The 18805-nt window shown below is 53.2% G+C and carries 14 protein-coding genes and 1 pseudogene; 7 read left to right on the forward strand and 8 right to left on the reverse strand.

What is annotated here, in order from left to right; genetic code table 11:
- Positions 1–24: 24 nt before the first annotated feature.
- A complete protein-coding gene (locus SH527x_RS16860; protein ID WP_437191848.1) occupies positions 25–738 on the reverse strand; it encodes an RsmE family RNA methyltransferase in 714 nt (237 codons plus the stop codon).
- A 256-nt stretch (positions 739–994) separates the two neighbouring features.
- Here SH527x_RS16860 and SH527x_RS16865 point away from each other — a divergent pair, with 256 nt between their 5' ends.
- Together SH527x_RS16865 and SH527x_RS16870 are read left to right on the forward strand one after the other, a co-directional pair.
- The gene (locus tag SH527x_RS16865) at positions 995–1789 is read left to right on the forward strand and encodes a phytanoyl-CoA dioxygenase family protein (protein ID WP_437191849.1); all 795 of its coding nucleotides are present in this window, start codon (positions 995–997) and stop codon (positions 1787–1789) included.
- A 148-nt stretch (positions 1790–1937) separates the two neighbouring features.
- On the forward strand, positions 1938–2936 hold the full coding sequence (locus SH527x_RS16870) for an acrylyl-CoA reductase family protein (RefSeq protein WP_437191850.1): 999 nt from the start codon (positions 1938–1940) through the stop codon (positions 2934–2936).
- A 118-nt stretch (positions 2937–3054) separates the two neighbouring features.
- Here SH527x_RS16870 and SH527x_RS16875 read toward each other — a convergent pair whose 3' ends face one another.
- From SH527x_RS16875 to SH527x_RS16895, 5 genes and pseudogenes are all read right to left on the reverse strand, one after another.
- A complete protein-coding gene (locus tag SH527x_RS16875; RefSeq protein WP_437191851.1) occupies positions 3055–4413 on the reverse strand; it encodes a PhoPQ-activated pathogenicity-related family protein in 1359 nt (452 codons plus the stop codon).
- A 137-nt stretch (positions 4414–4550) separates the two neighbouring features.
- Complete coding sequence (locus tag SH527x_RS16880) at positions 4551–5009, reverse strand: hypothetical protein (protein ID WP_437191852.1); 459 nt, start codon at positions 5007–5009, stop codon at positions 4551–4553.
- A 191-nt stretch (positions 5010–5200) separates the two neighbouring features.
- The gene (locus tag SH527x_RS16885; RefSeq protein ID WP_437191853.1) at positions 5201–5623 is read right to left on the reverse strand and encodes a DUF1559 family PulG-like putative transporter; all 423 of its coding nucleotides are present in this window, start codon (positions 5621–5623) and stop codon (positions 5201–5203) included.
- Positions 5624–5788: 165 nt separating this feature from the next.
- A pseudogene (locus SH527x_RS16890) lies at positions 5789–6229 on the reverse strand (DUF1559 family PulG-like putative transporter); the annotation flags it as partial.
- Between the two features lie 873 nt (positions 6230–7102).
- Positions 7103–8575: a deoxyribodipyrimidine photolyase gene (locus SH527x_RS16895; protein WP_437191854.1), complete on the reverse strand. Its 1473-nt coding sequence runs from the start codon at positions 8573–8575 to the stop codon at positions 7103–7105.
- Between the two features lie 154 nt (positions 8576–8729).
- Here SH527x_RS16895 and SH527x_RS16900 point away from each other — a divergent pair, with 154 nt between their 5' ends.
- Entirely contained in the window at positions 8730–10160 is a 1431-nt protein-coding gene (locus tag SH527x_RS16900; protein ID WP_437191855.1) for a DUF6513 domain-containing protein, read from the forward strand.
- Complete coding sequence (pabB, locus tag SH527x_RS16905; protein WP_437191856.1) at positions 10157–11554, forward strand: aminodeoxychorismate synthase component I; 1398 nt, start codon at positions 10157–10159, stop codon at positions 11552–11554. Before SH527x_RS16900 ends, pabB begins: the two co-directional genes overlap by 4 nt.
- A 68-nt stretch (positions 11555–11622) precedes the next feature.
- Here pabB and crcB read toward each other — a convergent pair whose 3' ends face one another.
- Entirely contained in the window at positions 11623–11997 is a 375-nt protein-coding gene (crcB, locus tag SH527x_RS16910) for a fluoride efflux transporter CrcB (RefSeq protein WP_437191857.1), read from the reverse strand.
- Between the two features lie 568 nt (positions 11998–12565).
- On the opposite strand from crcB, the gene SH527x_RS16915 reads away from it, so the two are divergent.
- Entirely contained in the window at positions 12566–15544 is a 2979-nt protein-coding gene (locus SH527x_RS16915) for a PVC-type heme-binding CxxCH protein (RefSeq protein WP_437191858.1), read from the forward strand.
- 93 nt (positions 15545–15637) lie between these two features.
- On the opposite strand, the gene SH527x_RS16920 is transcribed toward SH527x_RS16915, so the two are convergent.
- The gene (locus SH527x_RS16920; RefSeq protein WP_437191859.1) at positions 15638–16219 is read right to left on the reverse strand and encodes a DUF1802 family protein; all 582 of its coding nucleotides are present in this window, start codon (positions 16217–16219) and stop codon (positions 15638–15640) included.
- Between the two features lie 315 nt (positions 16220–16534).
- On the opposite strand from SH527x_RS16920, the gene SH527x_RS16925 reads away from it, so the two are divergent.
- Positions 16535–17509 (forward strand): class I SAM-dependent methyltransferase, encoded by a 975-nt coding sequence (locus SH527x_RS16925; protein ID WP_437191860.1) that lies wholly within the window; start codon positions 16535–16537, stop codon positions 17507–17509.
- An 87-nt stretch (positions 17510–17596) separates the two neighbouring features.
- Positions 17597–18805, forward strand: coding sequence for a glycosyltransferase family 2 protein (locus tag SH527x_RS16930; RefSeq protein WP_437191861.1), 1209 nt, complete (start codon positions 17597–17599; stop codon positions 18803–18805).

The following is an 18805-nucleotide window of genomic DNA, read 5'->3' on the forward strand; positions in this document are numbered from 1 at the left end:
GCCGGAAAAGAATCCGAAATCGCATCAAGTACGATAAGATTGTAGATGAGTCGCGAACGCAACCGCGGCGGTCTCAACTCTTAAAACAAATGGAGACAAAGAGACCGGCACGGCATTCCAGTCAAGAAGTTGTTGCTGCTCTTCCGGTGTGAAACCCCCTTCAGGTCCAATGATGGCAACGATGACGTCTGGCGTGATCTGGTCAGCGGGGGCAGCAGGGAGTGTCGGTGCATTCGCTTCGCCGAAAAGAAGTTGAGTTCGTTTCCCGGTAAAGTGAGTAGGGAGTTGTTTGAACTGACAGATGTCGTCGATCTGCAACAGACGATCACGACGGCACTGTTTACACGCCCCGATGACGGTTTGTTCGAGTTTGCTGAGCTTGCTGTCGCTGGGGTCGACGACGCTTCGTGTGGTCTTCAACGGGATGAAACGATCCACTCCCAATTCGGTCATCTTTTCGATCATCCAGCGCAGTCGGTCCCCTTTCGGACTCGCGACAGCGATGACAAGTTCGGGAGTTCGTACTTCAGAATTTCGGGAGCCCGACATCAACTTGAGTTGCACGGTCCGCTTTTTGACTTCTGTTACTTCTGCCGTTGCTGATTGTCCGGTTCCGTTGAACAGTTCAACAGTATCGCCAGGTTCGGCTCTCAGGACTTTGGCAAGATGATGGGCTTCGGTGCCATCAAGTTCGATGTGCTCAGTCCAGACACCTGGGACATAGAAGCGATCTGGCATGAGTTTGAAAATCTGTGTTGCAGGTTCAACGAATGAATGAATTGGCGAAATTGCGGGAAATTCTTTGCAGGTTGATCGTGAACGAACCCATTGGTGAGCAAAGTGCTCTGGAGGATTGACGATCAGTCCGCAGCAGCACATTCTAATAAGAATCGCCGCTGGGAACGAAGTCCAGCGCCCCCTGAGTCTTTCCGGACGTGTTGACTGCCGGCTCAGGCAGCCAAAGGCGAACTTGAAGGATCGCGGAGCAGTTACGATGGTGGTCGAATTGTCGTCTGGAAATCCAGTGGCCGCGACGTTTAGCGACGAAGAAGTTGCAGGCTTTCATAAAGATGGATACGCAGTCGTTCGCGGACTGTGCCCGGATGCATTGCGTCAGCAAATGGTCGAAGTGACCAAGGTCGGATTGCTGAATCGAATTGAACCGCTGGAGCTGGAAGCAGAATTGAAGTATCCCGGTGCTCCTGATTCGTCGAAAGGCGAAGGGGGAACCACGATCCGGCGTCTGAAGCAGGCGTTCAGTCGCGATTATGTGTTCACGGAATGGCTACAGTATGCCCCGGTTCTTGATCGACTGAAGCAGCTGCTCGGGCCGGACGTTGTCTGTCCATTGGCGCATCACAATTGCATTATGACTAAAGAGCCTCGGTTCAGTAGTGATACCGGTTGGCATCAGGATATGCGTTACTGGTCGTTCAATAATTCGAATCTGATCAGTGTCTGGCTGGCACTTGGTCCAGAGCGAAAAGAAAACGGCTGCCTGCAAGTGATCCCCGGGTCACATGAAATGGTTCTGCCGTCGACTTCGTTTGATGCCGCGAGGTTCTATCGAAGCGACCTCGCAGAGAATGAACCGGTTCTGGCTCAGCGAGTCTTGGTTGAACTCGACCCGGGCGATGTGTTGTTCTTTCATGCTCGAACATTGCATGCCGCGACTCGAAACTTTTCGCCCCAGACAAAGTATTCTGTGGTTTTCACATTCCGGTCGAGTGAGAATGAACCGACGCCGGGAAGCCGCTCTGCCAAGTCGCCAGAGTTGCTCCTGCATTAGTCGGTTCGGTCTATCATGCGGCTGCGCAGCTCCGTTCCCGACAGGGAAAAGGCCGATTCCCGCGTGCCTGACGCGAGCGGCGAATTGGAAGAGTGGCTGGTTGCTTTCAGATTGATGATCCCGGTTTGATGAACAGTGTGAGATCGCCATGGACGACCGCTTTTCCTGTTACTACGTCCAGAAGAATTCCGACGGAACCGTTTCCGGGAGCGTGCAGCAGCGGTCTTGTTCAGAATTGCCGAGTGGCAATGTTCGTGTGCGTGTCCATTATTCTTCGTTGAATTTCAAGGACGCGATGGCGGCGTCAGGGAACCCGACGATTGCCAAGTTGTTTCCGCACGTCCCTGGGATTGATGCGGCTGGAGTGGTCGAACAAAGTGACGATGCTCGCTTTCCGGTGGGGACTCAGGTCATTGCGACAGGGCATGAACTTGGAGTGGAACGCTGGGGAGGATGGTCGGAACTGATCCAGCTTCCTGCAGACTGGCTGGTTCCACTTCCAGCAGGGCTGACACTGGAAGAGTCGATGATCTTCGGGACAGCAGGATTCACCGCAGCCCAGTGTGTTCAGGCGTTGCTGCATCAGGGGGTGTCACCTGACAAAGGACCTGTCGTCGTAACAGGAGCGACAGGCGGTGTCGGTGTCATCTCGGTGATGTTGCTCGCAAAACTTGGTTTCGATGTGACTGCTGTGACCGGAAAGGCAGATCAGGCGGACTGGTTGAAATCTCTGGGAGCGAAAGAGGTCGCCGGCCGTGAGCTTCTTCAGGACTCGAAGAACCGTCCCCTGTTGTCCGCCAGGTTTGCTGGCGGCGTTGATACTGTGGGTGGGGATTTACTGACGAATCTCTGCAAGATGATTCATCATCGCGGGTGTGTCGCCTGTTGTGGACTGACGGCGGGGGCCGAACTGGGCCTGACCGTCTATCCGTTTATTCTCCGTGGGTTGACGCTCGCAGGAATCGATTCGGCATGGTGTCCTGATGACATTCGCGCAATGATCTGGGCTCGTCTGGCAGGGGACTGGAAGCCAACGACACTGCAATCAGTAAAACGGATTGTTTCATTGTCAGACATGACCGCTGAAGTGCAACGGATTCTTTCCGGGAACAATGTTGGGCGTGTCGTTATTTCTGTTGGGAATTGAATCGCGGATTCAGATGATCTGAAAACCAAAGCAGCCAGAATCAACGCATGGCCTGTTTCAGACGCTGGTTGATCTGGCTGCGAGGAGAAGCGAATCTGCCGCACCGGTTTGGAGGTCGTTACTTCCAGTAAACCAGTGTCGAAAGTGAATATGGAACGAGTTCGTCACCGAATTGGACTTCTCCAAATATGGCGATGTGTTCGCCATCTTGGAGTTTCTTTTTGCCGGTGAATTTGCCGTTCACGTTGGTCAGAAGTTGCGATTCCCATTTGGACTCACGGAAGTCGGTTGTGCGAGCAGATGTGGACCACAATTTGACGGTCTGTGGCTTCTGTTCGGTTGAGATGACGAGTTCAAGGCCGTCATCACTTTTCTGATGGGTCCATGTGATGGGAGGCATCTCGCGTCCTGAGACGACTCGCTGGAAAAAGATGCCGACGGTCTGCATGACATACCCTTGGCCGTATTTCCCGTCGTCCAGGTTGTGTCCAGCATTGGGGACGCGATAGCAATACTTCGAGCTTTCTAGCTCGTCCCAGTACAGGTTCATGGCGTTGACGCTCCAGTACCGGTCATTGGCGCCGACCACCATCAATTTGGGGATGGTTAACTGAGTGCGATAGGTGAACGGGTCCATCATCTTCCAGAGCTCATGTTCGCGACCGTGCTTCGGAATCCCGTCATCTCGGACGAGGCCTTTGCTGGTGTAGTCCGCGATCTGTTCGCTGTAGAATCCCCAGGTCTCTTTCTGGTACTTCATCTGTTCGCTGAAGTTCAGCACGTCAATGACCATGGGGGCTGTCCCGACAATGCGTTTGTCAGCAACCGGTGCGAGCCAACTTGTCCACCCGCGTTTCGATGCCCCTGTCGTCACGAAACCAGTCACTTCCTGTTGGAATTTCTCCTTGGAGAATGCCTGTAAGACGTCCATGGCTTTGACAGCGCTTTTCGCCATTGGGAACAACAGTGGCCAGGTTGGATCACCGGTTTCCAGATAGTTCAGCCATGTATGGGAGATGAGATCATCTTCCTTACGATCACCGAAGAGAGGTTGGTTTGGGACCTGATGCAGGATGGCAACTCTGGCTCCACACAATTGAGCTAAAGTTTGGCCCATTGCGTCATCTTTTGTTGAAGGGATACGTCCTGTGCTGCCGCCAGTGACGTAGATCAACATGTGCTGTGGGTGCTTGAGAACCGCTGGCTCGTACACCATCAGCGGATGTTTCCAGATGATGCCTTGCCACTTCTGCGAGACGAAGTCGAGGCGATAAATTTTCAGACCACCTTGTTCCCTTGTCTCTTCAAGAGACCAGCGGAAATCAGGCTCTGGGCGGTTCACATAGTCCTGCAGATGTTGCGGAACCTGTGGGGACTGCTTCGGCCTGACTTTTTCCTCTGCGGAGACTGACGAGAAAGGGCATGCCATCACGGCAATCGCGAGTGCAATCGCACGATATTGAATTCGACTTATCATGACAGGATGTCAGTTCTCAGAATTTGTGCCGGGGGATTGGTTTGCTTTGTTTGCTTCGAAAAGGGAGAAGTCGCTGTTGCGAGCCTGAATTTCAGTATGTTGATTATCAGTGTGCCGCTCTCAGTTGGGAAACTTGTTTATTTTGTCGTCAGTTCAATCGTTCCCAATTCTACTGGAGTGTTCGCTTCCGCTTTGAAGGTTTTGGCAGGCTTCTTCTGGTTGCTGTATTTCCCTTTAAGAAGATCAGGTCCCTGATAAGTGCGTGCGATCATATTGTATGTCTTCAGAATGCAGGTGATCGCATACTCTCCTTCTGGTACGCCATCGCCGGTTTCGTAAGTGGAAGCAGTAAATGTGCCGTCCGGCTTGGTGATGGCAGAAGAAAGCGACGGGTGTTCTGTGTCTGGAGCCCCGAGAAAGTGGAAGTTGATCTGCACTGGTGACTCGGGAGGTTTGCCGTCAACAAGGATTGTCCCTGTCACTTTGGTGAGAGGTTTTCGATACGGCTCGTCTGTTTTGCTACAGGCAGAGAATGTCAGAAAACAAACGGACGCCAGCGTAATTCTAAGTGCGGAAAGTTTCGAACGCGAGTGCATGTCGTTTCGCCTGATGCATTGCTGTTGAATCAAGGGTGGTACACAGAAGAAACGTATCGACTCATGAATGAAGTCCCACGACGGGCACGATGGCGGTCCGTCGTGGGATGGTCGAAATTCGCAGGATGAATGTGATCGCGAGTGACCACTGTGGAAAGGTCACTTGGTCGACCTGACGAGTTCAATGTGATTTAGAACTCTCCAACAATTTCATCACCGGCGCGAGTGATCAACGCTGCAAATGTGGATGCTGCAATGTTTGCACTGACAAAACGGACCACGCCATCTCCCATCAGGAACTGTGCTCCGCCTTCATGGAAGCTGTAATAACCGGTGTTGCGTGAATTTGTGCAGTTCATGATACAGGGGCCCCCGTTGGTGCCTGGTTGACCATCGTAAAGCGATCCGCCTACCCAGTGTTCGCCATTGAGCAGATCTCCCCACGCTCCCCCATTTGCGGGACCGTCCGATGTTGTCCGCGCTGAATCAATGGTGCGTTTGGCGAAGATCTCTCCTCCACCGACTCGTTCCCCAAGCAGAATGGTGTTGGACGTACCGTCAGTGATTCTCGCCATGTTTGTGAGCGGGGTGTTAGAGCCCAAGGACCCGATCATGAACAGGATTCCCTTACGGTCGGAAGGGGCTCAGCTTGGATAGGCAATGTTCATCAAAGCATTGTTGATCCCAGAAGCAGGGCAATAATCGGTTCGAGCTGCGTTCCAGGAAATCTGGAAAGGAGGAACCCCCGCACCTGCCGCATTTGGTGGCAGCACATAGTTGTTCATCGTCTGTGCCGTTGTTGATGGGCACATGTAAACTGTGAGTGGCGTCGCAATCACTTCCAGGTTTGCGGTGACGGCTGCCGCGGAATACCCCAAGGCAGTCGCCCCGTTAATCGCTGGTGCTTCAGATACCCATTTGTTGTAGAGAACGGATTGCTCCAGGTATGGAAGGATCGCAACTCCATATGTCCCGGCGTTAAACCTGTCATCGACATATGAGCCGTAAGGGAACATCTGAAAGACATCGTGATAGTTGTGGAGCGCGAGTCCCAACTGCTTCAGGTTGTTTTTGCACTGACTTCGACGGGCAGCCTCTCGGGCCTGCTGGACCGCTGGCAGCAGCAGGGCAATCAGAATCGCGATGATTGCAATCACAACCAGAAGTTCAATGAGAGTGAAGCCTCTCGCACGAATCGACTGACGTCGAAGGGGAGTCATCGTAGCCACCTTGAATTAATGAGAAGTCGAACGACTATTGAAGTGATCAAGTTGCAGACAGCAACCGGACTCAGGAATTAACTTCGGATCTCACTGACACAGTAAACTGATGATTCAACAGCAATGATTGACACGCCATATGCGCGCGTCTGACCTTCAGAAGGTTGATGTTTTGGAGGTCCTACCTCGAAGGCAGTGACGCATGGCCACTGTCTGGTTGCCTTTAATGAAGGCTTGATAACGAATTCAATGAATGCACGGATGCCTGGAAACGGACTTCAAAAGGCGAAGGGCGAGAGGCAAATGCTCGTTCCCTCTCGTGTCTGCTTGATTGTTTCTATGCGATCTGATGTCGCTCTGAGCTGAAATCTGGTGCAGAAGCGAAATCATTCAGTAACTATCGACAATACACCTGATTGGCATGTTGTCGATGTTTCGTTGACGAAAATTCTGGTGACTATTGAATTGCAACTCGGCAATGCATTGATAACAGAGCGAACGTTCATACAGTGATTTGATGACTCTGTGGTTATCAAATCCAGAGCTTTACAACCTGCTATCGAAAATCCGTGAGTGGCCCTAACGAATCTTGAGCAGCCAATGTCATCGTACTTGGGATGCCTCTTGCGTTTGTCGACAACGCTGAATGGAGGAGTGCTGTCAACTGCCTTAATCCGTGGCAAATCTGTTTCGCGGCAGTGACCGGAAGTGTCCTGCCCGGAAACGTTGACAGTCTCTCTACTGCCTTAAATACCTTGTATGTCTTCAAATAGTTCGGAGGAAAACGTAAATTTTTCCTGTTGCGTTACCAGACCTCAGTAACAATCTGTCGAGAATCCAACTTCGATAGTGATGTTCTCGTTATGGGGCAAGCTACTTTGCGTACTGCGCCAGGTACGTTTTCAGTCGAAGTTTTCGGAGTGTGTTTTCGCTCGACATGTATCGAATTGTGCCGTAAACCGGTCGTTCAGGTCCCCACGCCCGATCGTAGCGCCCGAGTACCCAAAAGATTCCGGAATATGAGTTTGGATCACGGCCGTCGACGGCGTATTTATTGTTGAGTTCAATCATGAACTCGAGCGCCTGCCGAGGTGATTCCGTCCACTCCAGGATCTTCTTCCCCCAGAGCATTCGCAGGTAGTTGTGCATGCGGCCGTCTCGTACAAGTTGGCGTTGCGCTGCATTCCATACAGGGTCGTGTGTTTTTGCATTTTCGAACTCGTCGAGCGTATAGATCGTTTCTCTTGGATCGCGTTCGTGCTTTTTGAGCGTGGCTTTAGCCCAGTCTGGCAGTGACTCGTACTTGTCGTAATCTGCTCGATGTGTACACATGTTGAATCCCAGCTCTCGCCAGGTAATCAGTTGGTCGAGGAATTGCTCTGCCGATGGGGACATCCCCCACCATCCTTCCTTGCTGCCTGATTTCGATTCGCTCAGACAATCCGGCGTCCATTCTTCTCGGGTGCAAATCCGATGGAAGATCTCGTGGGGAGAGATGTGGCCGAAGTGAAGGTGGGGAGACAGCCCGCTGACCGATTCGTTTTCTGGTGAGTTCCTCTCTTCTCCATAACGATCAAGCCGGTTGTTCATAAACAGGGTGAGTAACTGATTCGCTGCGATTTGGCCTCCGTTAAAGGCTGCAGGGACGACATGATGGTCGATTGGAAGTGATTGAAGTTGTTCCGGGGTGCCGGTGAGCAGGGCATCGGATGCCTCAGGCCACTTCGCCAGAATGTTTTCCGGGAGTGAAGCGAGCTTTGGGAGCGAGACTCCAGAAAGTGGATCGGGAGTCGGCGCAGTCTCGATGTGCTTTGCCAACTCTTTCTGCAGGAATCGGCGGTAAGCATAGGCCGTTGGATAAGCATGATCCGTGACTGAGAGAGGAAGCAGACCGTTCGAGTCGATGCTTTCTGCCAGCACAGGTGATCGTTGGCCGGCGATGCGATTGAGGATCGGAAGAAAGAAGCATGGGAAATCATCCGTCACCACGACGCATGCCAGTTGGGCGAGACTGTCGAACAGCCCGTGAGCTGCGCGTTGTTGCGGTTCCACATAGGCGTAGTACGTGACCGGTTTGGGAGCTAAGGCCGCGCGATTGTTCGCCATTCCCTGCAGGACAAATCGATGAATCCGGTCGTTCGCCCAGCGATAGCCGACCTGAAGTGCTTCGAGGATGACGAGTGGACGGTTCAGTTTTTCGGCCCATTGAACCGCGCGTTGCAGGCCGAAATTCCAGGTCGATCTGCGTTGTGCGGTCATCCAGTACAGAATGAAATTGCCGTCCGGATTGACGGGGTTGGAGTTTAAAGCTCGAATTCGAGAGAGAGGTGTTCTCTGGGATTTCACGCGAACGGCCTGACTGGAGCGAATAGTGAACTGAAGTTTCTGACTGCACTTCCCGAATCATATCAGATGTGTGCGTCTTTTCTGTTTGTTGGTCGGATTTCAAGTGTCACTTGTTCGTGCAACCATTGTCTGAGAAATTCGTTACAATCCCGGTGTGAATCTGCCAGCAACAACGTCTGAAGAACGCCAGCGCATCCTGTTTGTGACAGGCCGACTCGCTGAGGGAATGACGCGTCAGGTTGTTGCCGAAGTCAGTCAGAAGCTGGGCTTTGATGCTGACATCCAGGTCGTGGGTATCACCGTCGCGGCCTTACTGCATGTCGACTGGTTGAAGCGGAAGTTGCAGATCGAGACGACATATGATCGGGTCATTCTGCCCGGCTGGTGTCAGGGGGACCTCAATCTTCTGACAGAGCAATTCGGAATTCCATTCACACTGGGACCGAAAGATATCCGTGATCTCGGTCTGTTTTTCGGCAGTGAAGATCGTGGGCCTCCTGATCTGTCTCGCTACGACATTGAGATCCTCGGAGAAATCAATCACGCGTCCCGACTGAGCGAATCGGAGTTGGTTCGAACAGCTCTTGATTTTCAATCCGCGGGAGCAGATGTGATTGATCTGGGGTGCATTCCCGGTCTCCGCTGGTCTGGGATCGGCAACGCTGTCCGCCAGTTACGTGAGGCTGGCTGTCGGGTTTCGGTCGACAGCTTTGATCGGGAGGAAGTGGAGTTAGCGGTTGAGGCCGGCGCCGAACTGGTCTTGAGCTGCAATCAGTCCAATCTCGATTGGGCACTCCAGCTGGATGTCGAGTTTGCTGTGATCCCTGTCGATCCCGCCGATCTCAGTACGATGTGGGAGACGGCTGCCGCATTTGCAGAACGAGGGAAACGATATCGTCTCGACCCGATTCTCGAACCGATTGGCTTTGGGTTTGCCGCCTCGTTAGGGCGCTATCAGGCGACGAGACAAGCTGCTCCAAAATCGGCGATGATGATGGGGATCGGCAATGTGACCGAACTGTCAGACGTGGACAGTGCAGGGGTGAATTTTTTGCTCGCGGCATATTGTCAGGAGTATGGAATTCGCAGTGTCCTGACAACTCAGGTGATCCCATGGTGTCGGACTGCGATTGCGGAGTTTGATCGAGCCCGCCGTCTGGTGAAGTATGCACTCGAACAGCGGACTCCCCCCAAACGAGTCAGTGGGGATCTGGTCATGCTGCGTGACCCACGACTCTCCACTTTGGGGGACGAGGCACTGGTTGCACTGGCACAACAGTTGAAAGACCCGAACTATCGTATCTTCGTTGAGCGTGGCGAAATTCATGTCATGAATCGGGATGGATACTGGCATGGGACGGATGCATACCAACTGTTTGATGACATGACCGAGGATCATCCTATGTCGGATTCCAGTCATGCGTTCTATCTTGGTTACGAGTTGTCCAAAGCAGTGACGGCTCTCACGTTGAATAAGCAGTACCGTCAGGACGAAGCATTACAGTGGGGGTTCCTGACCATTCCGGAACCGAGTGCCCACGAGCGGCGTCATCGCCAGCGCCGTCAATCGGGAGAGGAGCAATGAGCTTGCCGTTTGTTCAGGAATTGACACCCGTTCCCAGTGTGACGGATGCACTGCAGGCATTGGCCGACTGGCCGAATGTTGTTCTGTTTGACAGCTCGCTGCATCGCCCGGATTTAGGCAGATACTCTTTTCTGACTGCGGACCCGTTTGAACTGTTCGAGCAGTCGGCGGATTCGACATCAGATGCCATTGCGAGCATGGAAGCGGTGCTGGAGTCATTCTCGGCGCCGACCATTCCCGGTTTGCCTCCATTTCAGGGGGGAGCAGCAGGGCTGTTGACGTATGAATTGGGCCAGTGTTTCGAACGACTCCCGGTTCCGGAATGGGATTTCTTAAAGCTCCCTCGCGCAGTGATTGCTGTCTATGACTGGACGTTAGCCTGGGACCACGAGCAGGGTCGATGCTGGTTTATTGGTCATGGGTATCCTGAAGAGTCTGACCTGCATCGCAGTTCGCGTGCCGAGTGCCAGTGGCGCAGCATTTTGAAAGCGTTAAGTACAGGGCCTGCACGTTCGTCGTTTGTTGCAACCGAGCGTGCTGAACGGCCGGAAGGTTGGCCGGTATTTCCGTTTCCACCGATTCCGGATTTGGTTTCAAACTTTGATCACGCCGGTTATCTCGCTGCGGTTCAGCAGGTGATTGATGCGATCTATGCCGGGGATATCTTTCAGGCGAATCTGTCGCAGCAATTCACTGTTCCGACCGAGCGTTCTCCGATTGAGAACTATCTCTCACTGCGTCAGCAGAACCCGGCAACGTTCTCTGGATTCTTTGCGCACGACGATTGGGCCGTTCTGTCGTCTTCCCCCGAGCGATTCTTGAAAGTGAAGGAAGGAATTGTTTCGACTCGACCGATCAAAGGAACGCGGCAACGGCATCTTAGCCCGGAAGCGGATCTCTTCATGCGAGATGAATTGCGGGAGAGTGAGAAAGATCGGGCCGAGAATGTCATGATCGTTGATCTCATGCGGAACGATCTGTCGCGAGTCTGTTTGCCGGGGACCATTCAGGTGACAGAGCTTTGTCAGGTCGAAGGCTATGAAACGGTTGCCCATCTTGTGTCCGAAGTTGTGGGGAAACTGCGTCCAGACGCGACGTTCCGTGATTTAATCAGTGCGACATTCCCGGGAGGCTCGATCACCGGAGCCCCAAAAATTCGGGCAATGGAAATCATCACCGAGATCGAGAAAGCTGCTCGGGGAGCGTATTGCGGAAGCCTGTTCTATCGTGGGTTCGACGGGGCGGTCGACAGCAATATCCTGATTCGCACGATGACTCAGCGTCAGGGGTGGCTCTCCTTGCCAGCCGGGGGCGGGATCGTTGCTCAGTCGATTCCAGAACAGGAATATCAGGAGACCTTACACAAGGTTCGCGGGCTGCTCAGGTCTCTGTAAGCAATCTTGATTACGGACTTGAATACGGATTGGTCAACGAGATGTCATTGCCGCGCTCACACCCGTTGTTAAATCGCTCGTCCTAATGCCAGTCCAAGTGCGATGGCAATGACGCCGAGGACAATCTGCCCCAACGTGTTTCCCAGAACGGACAGCCAGGCAGAGTTGTTGACCAGCACATGGGTGTCGAAGGCAAACGTCGAGTAGGTGGTAAACGCCCCGACGAATCCGGCCAGAATCACTGTTCGGGTTTCTGGGCTGATGAGCTGTCGCGTTTCGGCCAGTGACCAGACAAACCCAAAAATCACGCATCCCAGAATGTTCACGATGAACGTTCCGATCGGGAAGGCGATGCCTGCCGTTCGCTGAATCGAAAGAATCATGGAATGACGGGCAAGTGCTCCAATTCCGCCAGCCAAAAACAGCAGCAGGTATTGTTTCATGGTGTCCGGGTCCTGTGAGCAATGTTGCAGGAGCAAGTTTGCTGAAGCAATTTTCGTGGAGAACGGAACTTACGCGGCGAGGGGCAGTGGATCAACAGTTGTCGAGAAGTGAATATGGAACGAACCTCTCTGGCAATCGGAGAACATTGGCAGGCATCGTAGAATTGGGAATATCAGATCACTCAACTTCAATGCCAGTGGCATGGCGACCGGTTGACAGATATACTCACGCCCTTGCCTGACCTGCCAGCCTGATCGTGACCAACCTCACTCCAGAGGCAGCATGAGATCAGGGACGCCCTCCATTTTTCGTTTTAATTCTCCAGTACAGCAGTGGCTGTGATTTTCCGTTGCTGAATTAGCAGAAACGATCCTGAATGCAGGCCGTCCGTGATTGATGTCATGGCAATTAAGATTTTGTCACACGGATTTTTGTAGTACTGGTGACTTCCGAGATTGGGTTAACACGAGATCAGGGCCCCCTTCTCGCTGTGGGAATTGCTTGCAGTAATACCACCAGTCGTTTCAGCAACTCTTTTCGAACCATATCAGGTCAGAGGACTCGTACATGATCCGGTCGATTTGGCGACGACGTGCCCGCTGCATCGCAGCACTCGTTGCAAGTAGCGTGCTCTTTCAGTCCGGACAGGTCACAGCTCAGGAAAGTAAGCCGCTTGAGCCGTCCGAAGCGCTCAAGCATTTCCAGCTTGAAGATGGTTTGACGATTGAGCTGGTTGCGTCTGAACCACAAGTGGTCGACCCTGTGGCGATCTCTTTTGATCATCTCGGCAGAATGTACGTCGCTGAGTATCGCGACTATCCACTGGGGCCACCGGAAGGTGAGAAGCCACTTTCACGAGTGAAGTTGCTGGAAGACACCAACGGCGATGGCACCTACGACAAGGCGACCATTTTCGCTGATGTCCCTTGGGTGCAAGGGGTGCTGGCGACTGGAAACGGGGTCATCGTGACTGCGTCTCCACAGGTTCTCTATCTGGAAGACACCGATGGAGACGGGAAAGCGGATCTGATCGAACCGATTCTGGACGGGTTCGGGTTCGGCAATCCACAGTTGCGAGTCGGCCACCCGAAACGCGGCCTCGACCAGAAGGTCTATCTGACAAACGGTCTGACCGGCGGGAACGTCAAATTGCCGGGGCAGGACGAAAATGTCACGAAGCCGGTCGCGATGGGGCGGAGCGATATTGCATATGATCCACTGAAGATGACATTTGAACTGGTGCCGGGGCAGGCTCAGTTCGGAAATACATTCAGTGATTTCGGTGATCGCTTCTTCTGCACAAACCGAAACCCTGTGATTTATGCGCCGCTCTCGATGAAGACGCTGAATCGCAATCCATTCGCCCCGATTCTGACACCACAGGAAGACGTTGCTCCATCAGGCGGAGCGTCACGCGTCTATCCGACGATCGAAACCAAGACGACCGCAATCAGCCATGCAGGAACTCACACTGCAGCCTGTGGAACGCACGTCTATCGTGGCAGCCAGATGGGATACGACACGGCCAAGGACTTCAACGTCTTTGTTTGTGAACCGACCGGCAGCCTTGTGACTCGCACGATTCTGAACCCTCACGGGACTTCATTCTCGTCACGTCGACCATACGAGCGTAAAGAGTTTCTGACTTCAACCGATCCGTGGTTCCGCCCTGTCAGTCTTGCTGACGGACCTGATGGATCGCTCTATCTGGCTGATATGTATCGTGAGGTAATCGAGCATCCTCAGTACATGCCACCAGGGCTGGCCGAGACTTTGCGTTTGCGTGAAGGGGACGATCGCGGACGTATCTACCGCATTCGTCGTACCGACAAGAAGTTCGAAAAGTGGACTCCAGCGAAGAGCACAGAAGGCTATCTCGCTCTGTTGCAAGATTCGAACGGCTGGCGTCGTGACCTTGGTCAGCGTCGCCTGTTGGAAACCGCGACCAAAGAGAACGCTGCACAGATCGTGACTGGCGTTGAAGCGCTTCTGTCAAACGCCGATCCACGAGTTGCTGTTCAGGCACTCTGGACGCTCGCAGGACTGGAACGTCAGGGACTTCTGGAACGCGAAAAACTGCAGAAGATCGTTCAACAGTCGATTCAGAATTCCAATCCACATGTTGTCGAACACGCCATCCGGGTTGCGTCATTTCTCGAACTGCCTCCAGACCTTCTTAAAGGTCTGAAAGCAAACGATCCACAGATGACGGATCGCGTTGCAATGTTCTGGATCGATGCCGTCGCGACCTCCTCAACGGAACAGGTACAGGACGAAATCGGACAACTGGTCGCTCGTGCTGCCGGGGATCGCTGGATTCAGCAACTTGCTGTCACACTGCCACCTGAGCATTCCGCATCGTTGCTGACTCAGCTTTTGAAGTCGCAGAGCTTCCTGGCCAAAGGTCAGGATGCGGAACGCGAATTGATCTCGTATCTCGCCAATATTATTGGTCGCCGAGCCGTCAAAGAAGAACTTGCTGACGTTCTGACAGAAGTCCTGAAGCAGAAAACCGACAACCTTCCTTGGTGGCGATCTGCAACCCTGTTCGGAATTCAGCAGGGATTGCTCGCTGGCAAAGGTTTGGATGGCAAGAAGAACCTTGCTCAACTCGCCGCATTGCCTGACGCTCAGATTGCTCAACCTGCGAAAGACGCAATTGCAGCAACGGCACTCGCTTTGAAAACGGTTGCCGATTCAAAGGCTGATCTGGTCGAACGACGAGCAGCGATTCCGGCACTGGGTTTCGTTTCCGTCGAAGAAGCGACTCCGATTGTCCACAAGCTGATGATTGCGGATGAAGATCCTTCCATTCAACGTGCAACATTTATCGCACTCGCAGGGCGTGCTCGTGAACCACTCGTCAAACAGATGATCGAAGTTTGGGGACAGCTTGGCCCGAACAGTCGAGCACTGGTGATTGAGGCGGCTCTGGCGCATCCAGCGACATCGAAACTGTTGCTGGAAACGATGGTCGAAGGCAAAGTCAATCCGGCTCTGCTGACGATTGAACAACGCGATCCATTGCTGATGAGCCGTAATACAGAGTTGAACTCTCTCGCCGTGAAACTGTTCGGTCAGGCAACCTCGACAGACCGCGCCGCTGTGATCGAGAAGTACAAAGGTGCTTTGACGGCTCAAGGAGATGTCGAACGCGGGCGTGCGGTCTTCCGTCGTATTTGTGCTCAGTGTCACAAGGTTGGCAATGAAGGGGCTGTCGTGGGCCCAGAGTTGTCCGACATTCGAGCGAAGGGCAATGAGACCCTGCTGTCAGATATTCTTGATCCAAGTCGGGCGATTGAGCCGCGCTGGACCAGCTATATCGCTGTGATGGAAGACGGTCGCGTCATCAACGGTCTGCTTGTTCGCGAGAGCAGCAGCGGTGTTGTGATTCGAAAAGCACAGGGGATTGAAGACACCCTGGCTCGCAGTGAGATCGAAGTTCTCAAAGCGTCTGAGCAATCTTTGATGCCAGCCGGGATTGAACGAGAAGTTGATGTTCAGCAAATGGCCGACCTGTTGGCATTCCTGAAGTCAGGCCGGTAATCCAAACGGATTGATCGAGACTTGAATTTGATGCGATCTCCCCCTTGTCGGCTGCGGCGGACAGGGGGGATTTTTTATTGAAACGTGCTTGTTTTATTCTCGCGAAGCCAGCTCTGGAAACAGCCGATGTAGCTCTGCCAGGCGTGCTGCATGATCAGGTGAGACCACCGGTGGCAGAAGCGAGTCCGTTTCGACTTCCTCATTGAGCGACACCCAACTGTGACACCCATCATAAATTGGGTTCGTCGGAAGAAGCTGGCTGGCGGGGAGACTGCGGACGTCGACCGTCAGTAGGAAAATTCCCGGTCGTCGATAGCGAAATCGGGTGAGGAGCGCGTCGTCCGTCAGAATATGGAATGGTCGCAGGTGCGCCAGACGCTCTTCGTCGTTCATCCAGCAAACTCCGGAGATTCGACAAAAATGGCGGATTGGCAGCGTCCCGGGGGGAGGAGACTGTTGCAGTGTCGCCTGAGCGGCTGGCTGAAATTCCTCACGGACACTGTCGAGTGCCTGATGAAACCCCGTCGGAAAGAGCCAGAATTCCTGATGTTCCGGGGTAAATCCAGCGGGACCTTCGTGAATGCCTCCCTTGCGAAACAAAATTAGTTGTTCGCCTGCGGCAAGCGAATCGCAGATGACAGCCCATTCTTTCAGTGCGATTCGCGAGCTTCCCATCGTGCGGACTCCTGAAATTGCTGTTGTCTTTTGGCAACACGTCGATGCGACTCTCCCCTGATTTTGGAAACTTTGCCAGAAGCCGGGACACTCTGCAAGCTGTTTGGATCGCATTAGAGACTGCATGCTACGTTTGATGGCAGTCGTAATCGGGATCAGGGGCTCGTTACGACACAAATAGACGGGCTACTGTGAAACTATTCTGCCAGATCTGATTTGCTGTGATTCGGTAAAAGATCTGACGGTAATCGTGAGTCACAGTTTTGAAATCTCCTCAACAACAGCTCACCCCATTCCATCATTGGTGGATCTGTTATGTCCTGGAAAGTTAAAGCGCATACTCTCGCCATCCTCAGTCGGATCCCGGCGGGGCGATCGGTTTATCACAAGTTGCAGAAGGTCGCTGGCACAAATCGCCTGCAACTGCAGCGTGATCTGGCTCGCGCCTTTGAACTTGTGGATCTGGTTCAGCAGAGCGGCGAAACAATCGAGGGGAAAGTCTGTCTTGAGGTGGGAACCGGCTGGCGTCCACTCGTTCCGTTTGTCTTCATTCTCGGCGGGGCAAAAGGGGTCATCACTGTCGATGTGAACCCTTGGTTGACCCTCGACTATGCATTCGAAACATGGGATGCATTGAGCGGATGCCTCGAGGAGATCGCGGCCCAATGCGGAATTCCGCACGCTGACGTGCAGGAGCGATTCCGCAAGCTGTCTGGGCAAGTCAATGCAAAATCTCTGCACGGGTTCCTGCAACCAATGCAGATTGAATACATCTATCCCGGCGACGCGCGACAGACAGGCTTGCCGGAAGACACGATCGATATTGTGTTCAGCTCGAACGTGCTGGAGCACATCCCACTCGACATTCAGTCCGAGATTCATCAGGAATCTCTGCGAATACTGAAGCCGGGCGGAATTGCAGTTCACCGCTTCAACCCACAGGATCATTATTCGACAGTCGATTCGTCGATTACCAATTCGAACTTCGTCCAGTATTCCGACAAAGATTGGAACTGGTATGGAGGCAGTGGATTGGCGTATCACAATCGCCTGCGTTCCCGTGACTATCGCGAGATGTTTCAGACATCCGGACTGGAAGTCGAAGTCTGCCGCGAACGGGTCGATCCTCGCTCCTTGGAAGCGATTCAGAATGGTGATCTCAAGGTGCACCCGGAGTTCGATAAATACACTCCGGAAGAGTTGGCGATCGACTACATGTGGGTCTCAGCTCGCAAGCCAAAGGTGCCTGCTGCCGTGTCTCACCATTCGCAGCTGGTTTCCCAACACTAAGTCAGGTTCGGTCTGTTGCGTCTCTTCAGCGAAGTCGTTTGCACTGACTGATTTTGCGGTTTGAACCATTTCTGGTACTGAATTTATATGATGCTGGCACTTCAAGTCGCATTCTGGACCGCGTGTGGATTTGTCCTTTACGGGTACGTCGGTTATCCCGTTGTTCTCGGGATGGTGGCGAAGCTCCGGAAGCCGCGTGCTGTTCCTGATTCACAAGGGACTGCGCCGGAAGACTGGCCCAGTGTCTCGCTGATCATTGCTGCTTATAAAGAGGAGGCAATGATTCTGCAGCGGATTGCGAACGCCCTGCAGATGAACTATCCCGCCGATCGATTAGAGATCCTGATTGGTGTCGACGGGAACGAAGACCTGACAGGAGAACTGGTACGAACCGTGGACGACTCACGAGTGAAGTTGCACCAGTTTCCACAACGCCGCGGCAAGCCTTCCGTGCTCAATGACTGCGCTGCGATGGCCTCTGGAGAACTGATTGCATTCTCGGATGCAAACACGTTTTGGGAGCCGAACGCACTCAAGTTGCTTGTTCGTCATTTTCAGGATGGACGCGTTGGCGGAGTGTGCGGTCAACTAATTTTGACAGACGCGACAACAGGCAAGAATTCAGACGGTCTGTACTGGAAATACGAAAACTGTTTGAAGCGTTGGGAAGGCCGCATTGGAGCTTTACTCGGCTTCAACGGGGCGATTTATGTGATTCAGAAGTCACTCTGGCAACCGATTCCTGCTCAAACGATTGTCGACGACTTTCTGATCGGGATGCAGATATACCTGCGAGGCAAGACGCTGGTTTTTGAAGAACAGGCTGTTGCCAATGAAGAGACTGCTCCTTCGATTCAAGCCGAGTTTCAACGTCGTGCCAGAATCGGGGCAGGGGGCTTCCAGAGCTTGTGCTGGCTGAGTTCGTTATTGAATCCGAAGTATGGAACCGTCGCGTTTGCATTTTGGTCACACAAAGTGGTTCGGTGGATCTGTCCATTCATGATGCTCGTCGCACTGGTGACCAACATCGTATTGGTGATGCAGGGACAGCCGGGCTATGAGTGGCTGTTGCTGGCTCAGGGACTGTTCTATTCCGTTGCCAGCCTGGGGCGATTGCTGCCGGGAAATGGCGGTGCGGTTCGACTGGTTCGGTTGAGTTCCATGTTCGTGAGTATGAATGCAGCGCTGGCCGTTGGATTCTGGCGATGGATCAGTAAACGACAAAAGGGGACCTGGGCCAGAACCGCTCGATCTGTTGAAGTGAACGCACCTCAAAAGGCGACTTCTTCTCGCTGA

Source organism: Planctomicrobium limosum, from assembly GCF_051465645.1.
Classification (GTDB): Bacteria; Planctomycetota; Planctomycetia; order Planctomycetales; family Planctomycetaceae; genus Planctomicrobium.

Coding starts and splice junctions, on each gene's coding strand:
- SH527x_RS16860 (WP_437191848.1), bottom strand. CDS start 738: ATGCCAGATCGCTTCTATGTCCCAGGTGTCTGGACTGAGCACATCGAA.
- SH527x_RS16865 (WP_437191849.1), top strand. CDS start 995: ATGGTGGTCGAATTGTCGTCTGGAAATCCAGTGGCCGCGACGTTTAGC.
- SH527x_RS16870 (WP_437191850.1), top strand. CDS start 1,938: ATGGACGACCGCTTTTCCTGTTACTACGTCCAGAAGAATTCCGACGGA.
- SH527x_RS16875 (WP_437191851.1), bottom strand. CDS start 4,413: ATGATAAGTCGAATTCAATATCGTGCGATTGCACTCGCGATTGCCGTG.
- SH527x_RS16880 (WP_437191852.1), bottom strand. CDS start 5,009: ATGCACTCGCGTTCGAAACTTTCCGCACTTAGAATTACGCTGGCGTCC.
- SH527x_RS16885 (WP_437191853.1), bottom strand. CDS start 5,623: ATGATCGGGTCCTTGGGCTCTAACACCCCGCTCACAAACATGGCGAGA.
- pabB (WP_437191856.1), top strand. CDS start 10,157: ATGAGCTTGCCGTTTGTTCAGGAATTGACACCCGTTCCCAGTGTGACG.
- crcB (WP_437191857.1), bottom strand. CDS start 11,997: ATGAAACAATACCTGCTGCTGTTTTTGGCTGGCGGAATTGGAGCACTT.
- SH527x_RS16915 (WP_437191858.1), top strand. CDS start 12,566: ATGATCCGGTCGATTTGGCGACGACGTGCCCGCTGCATCGCAGCACTC.
- SH527x_RS16920 (WP_437191859.1), bottom strand. CDS start 16,219: ATGGGAAGCTCGCGAATCGCACTGAAAGAATGGGCTGTCATCTGCGAT.
- SH527x_RS16925 (WP_437191860.1), top strand. CDS start 16,535: ATGTCCTGGAAAGTTAAAGCGCATACTCTCGCCATCCTCAGTCGGATC.
- SH527x_RS16930 (WP_437191861.1), top strand. CDS start 17,597: ATGATGCTGGCACTTCAAGTCGCATTCTGGACCGCGTGTGGATTTGTC.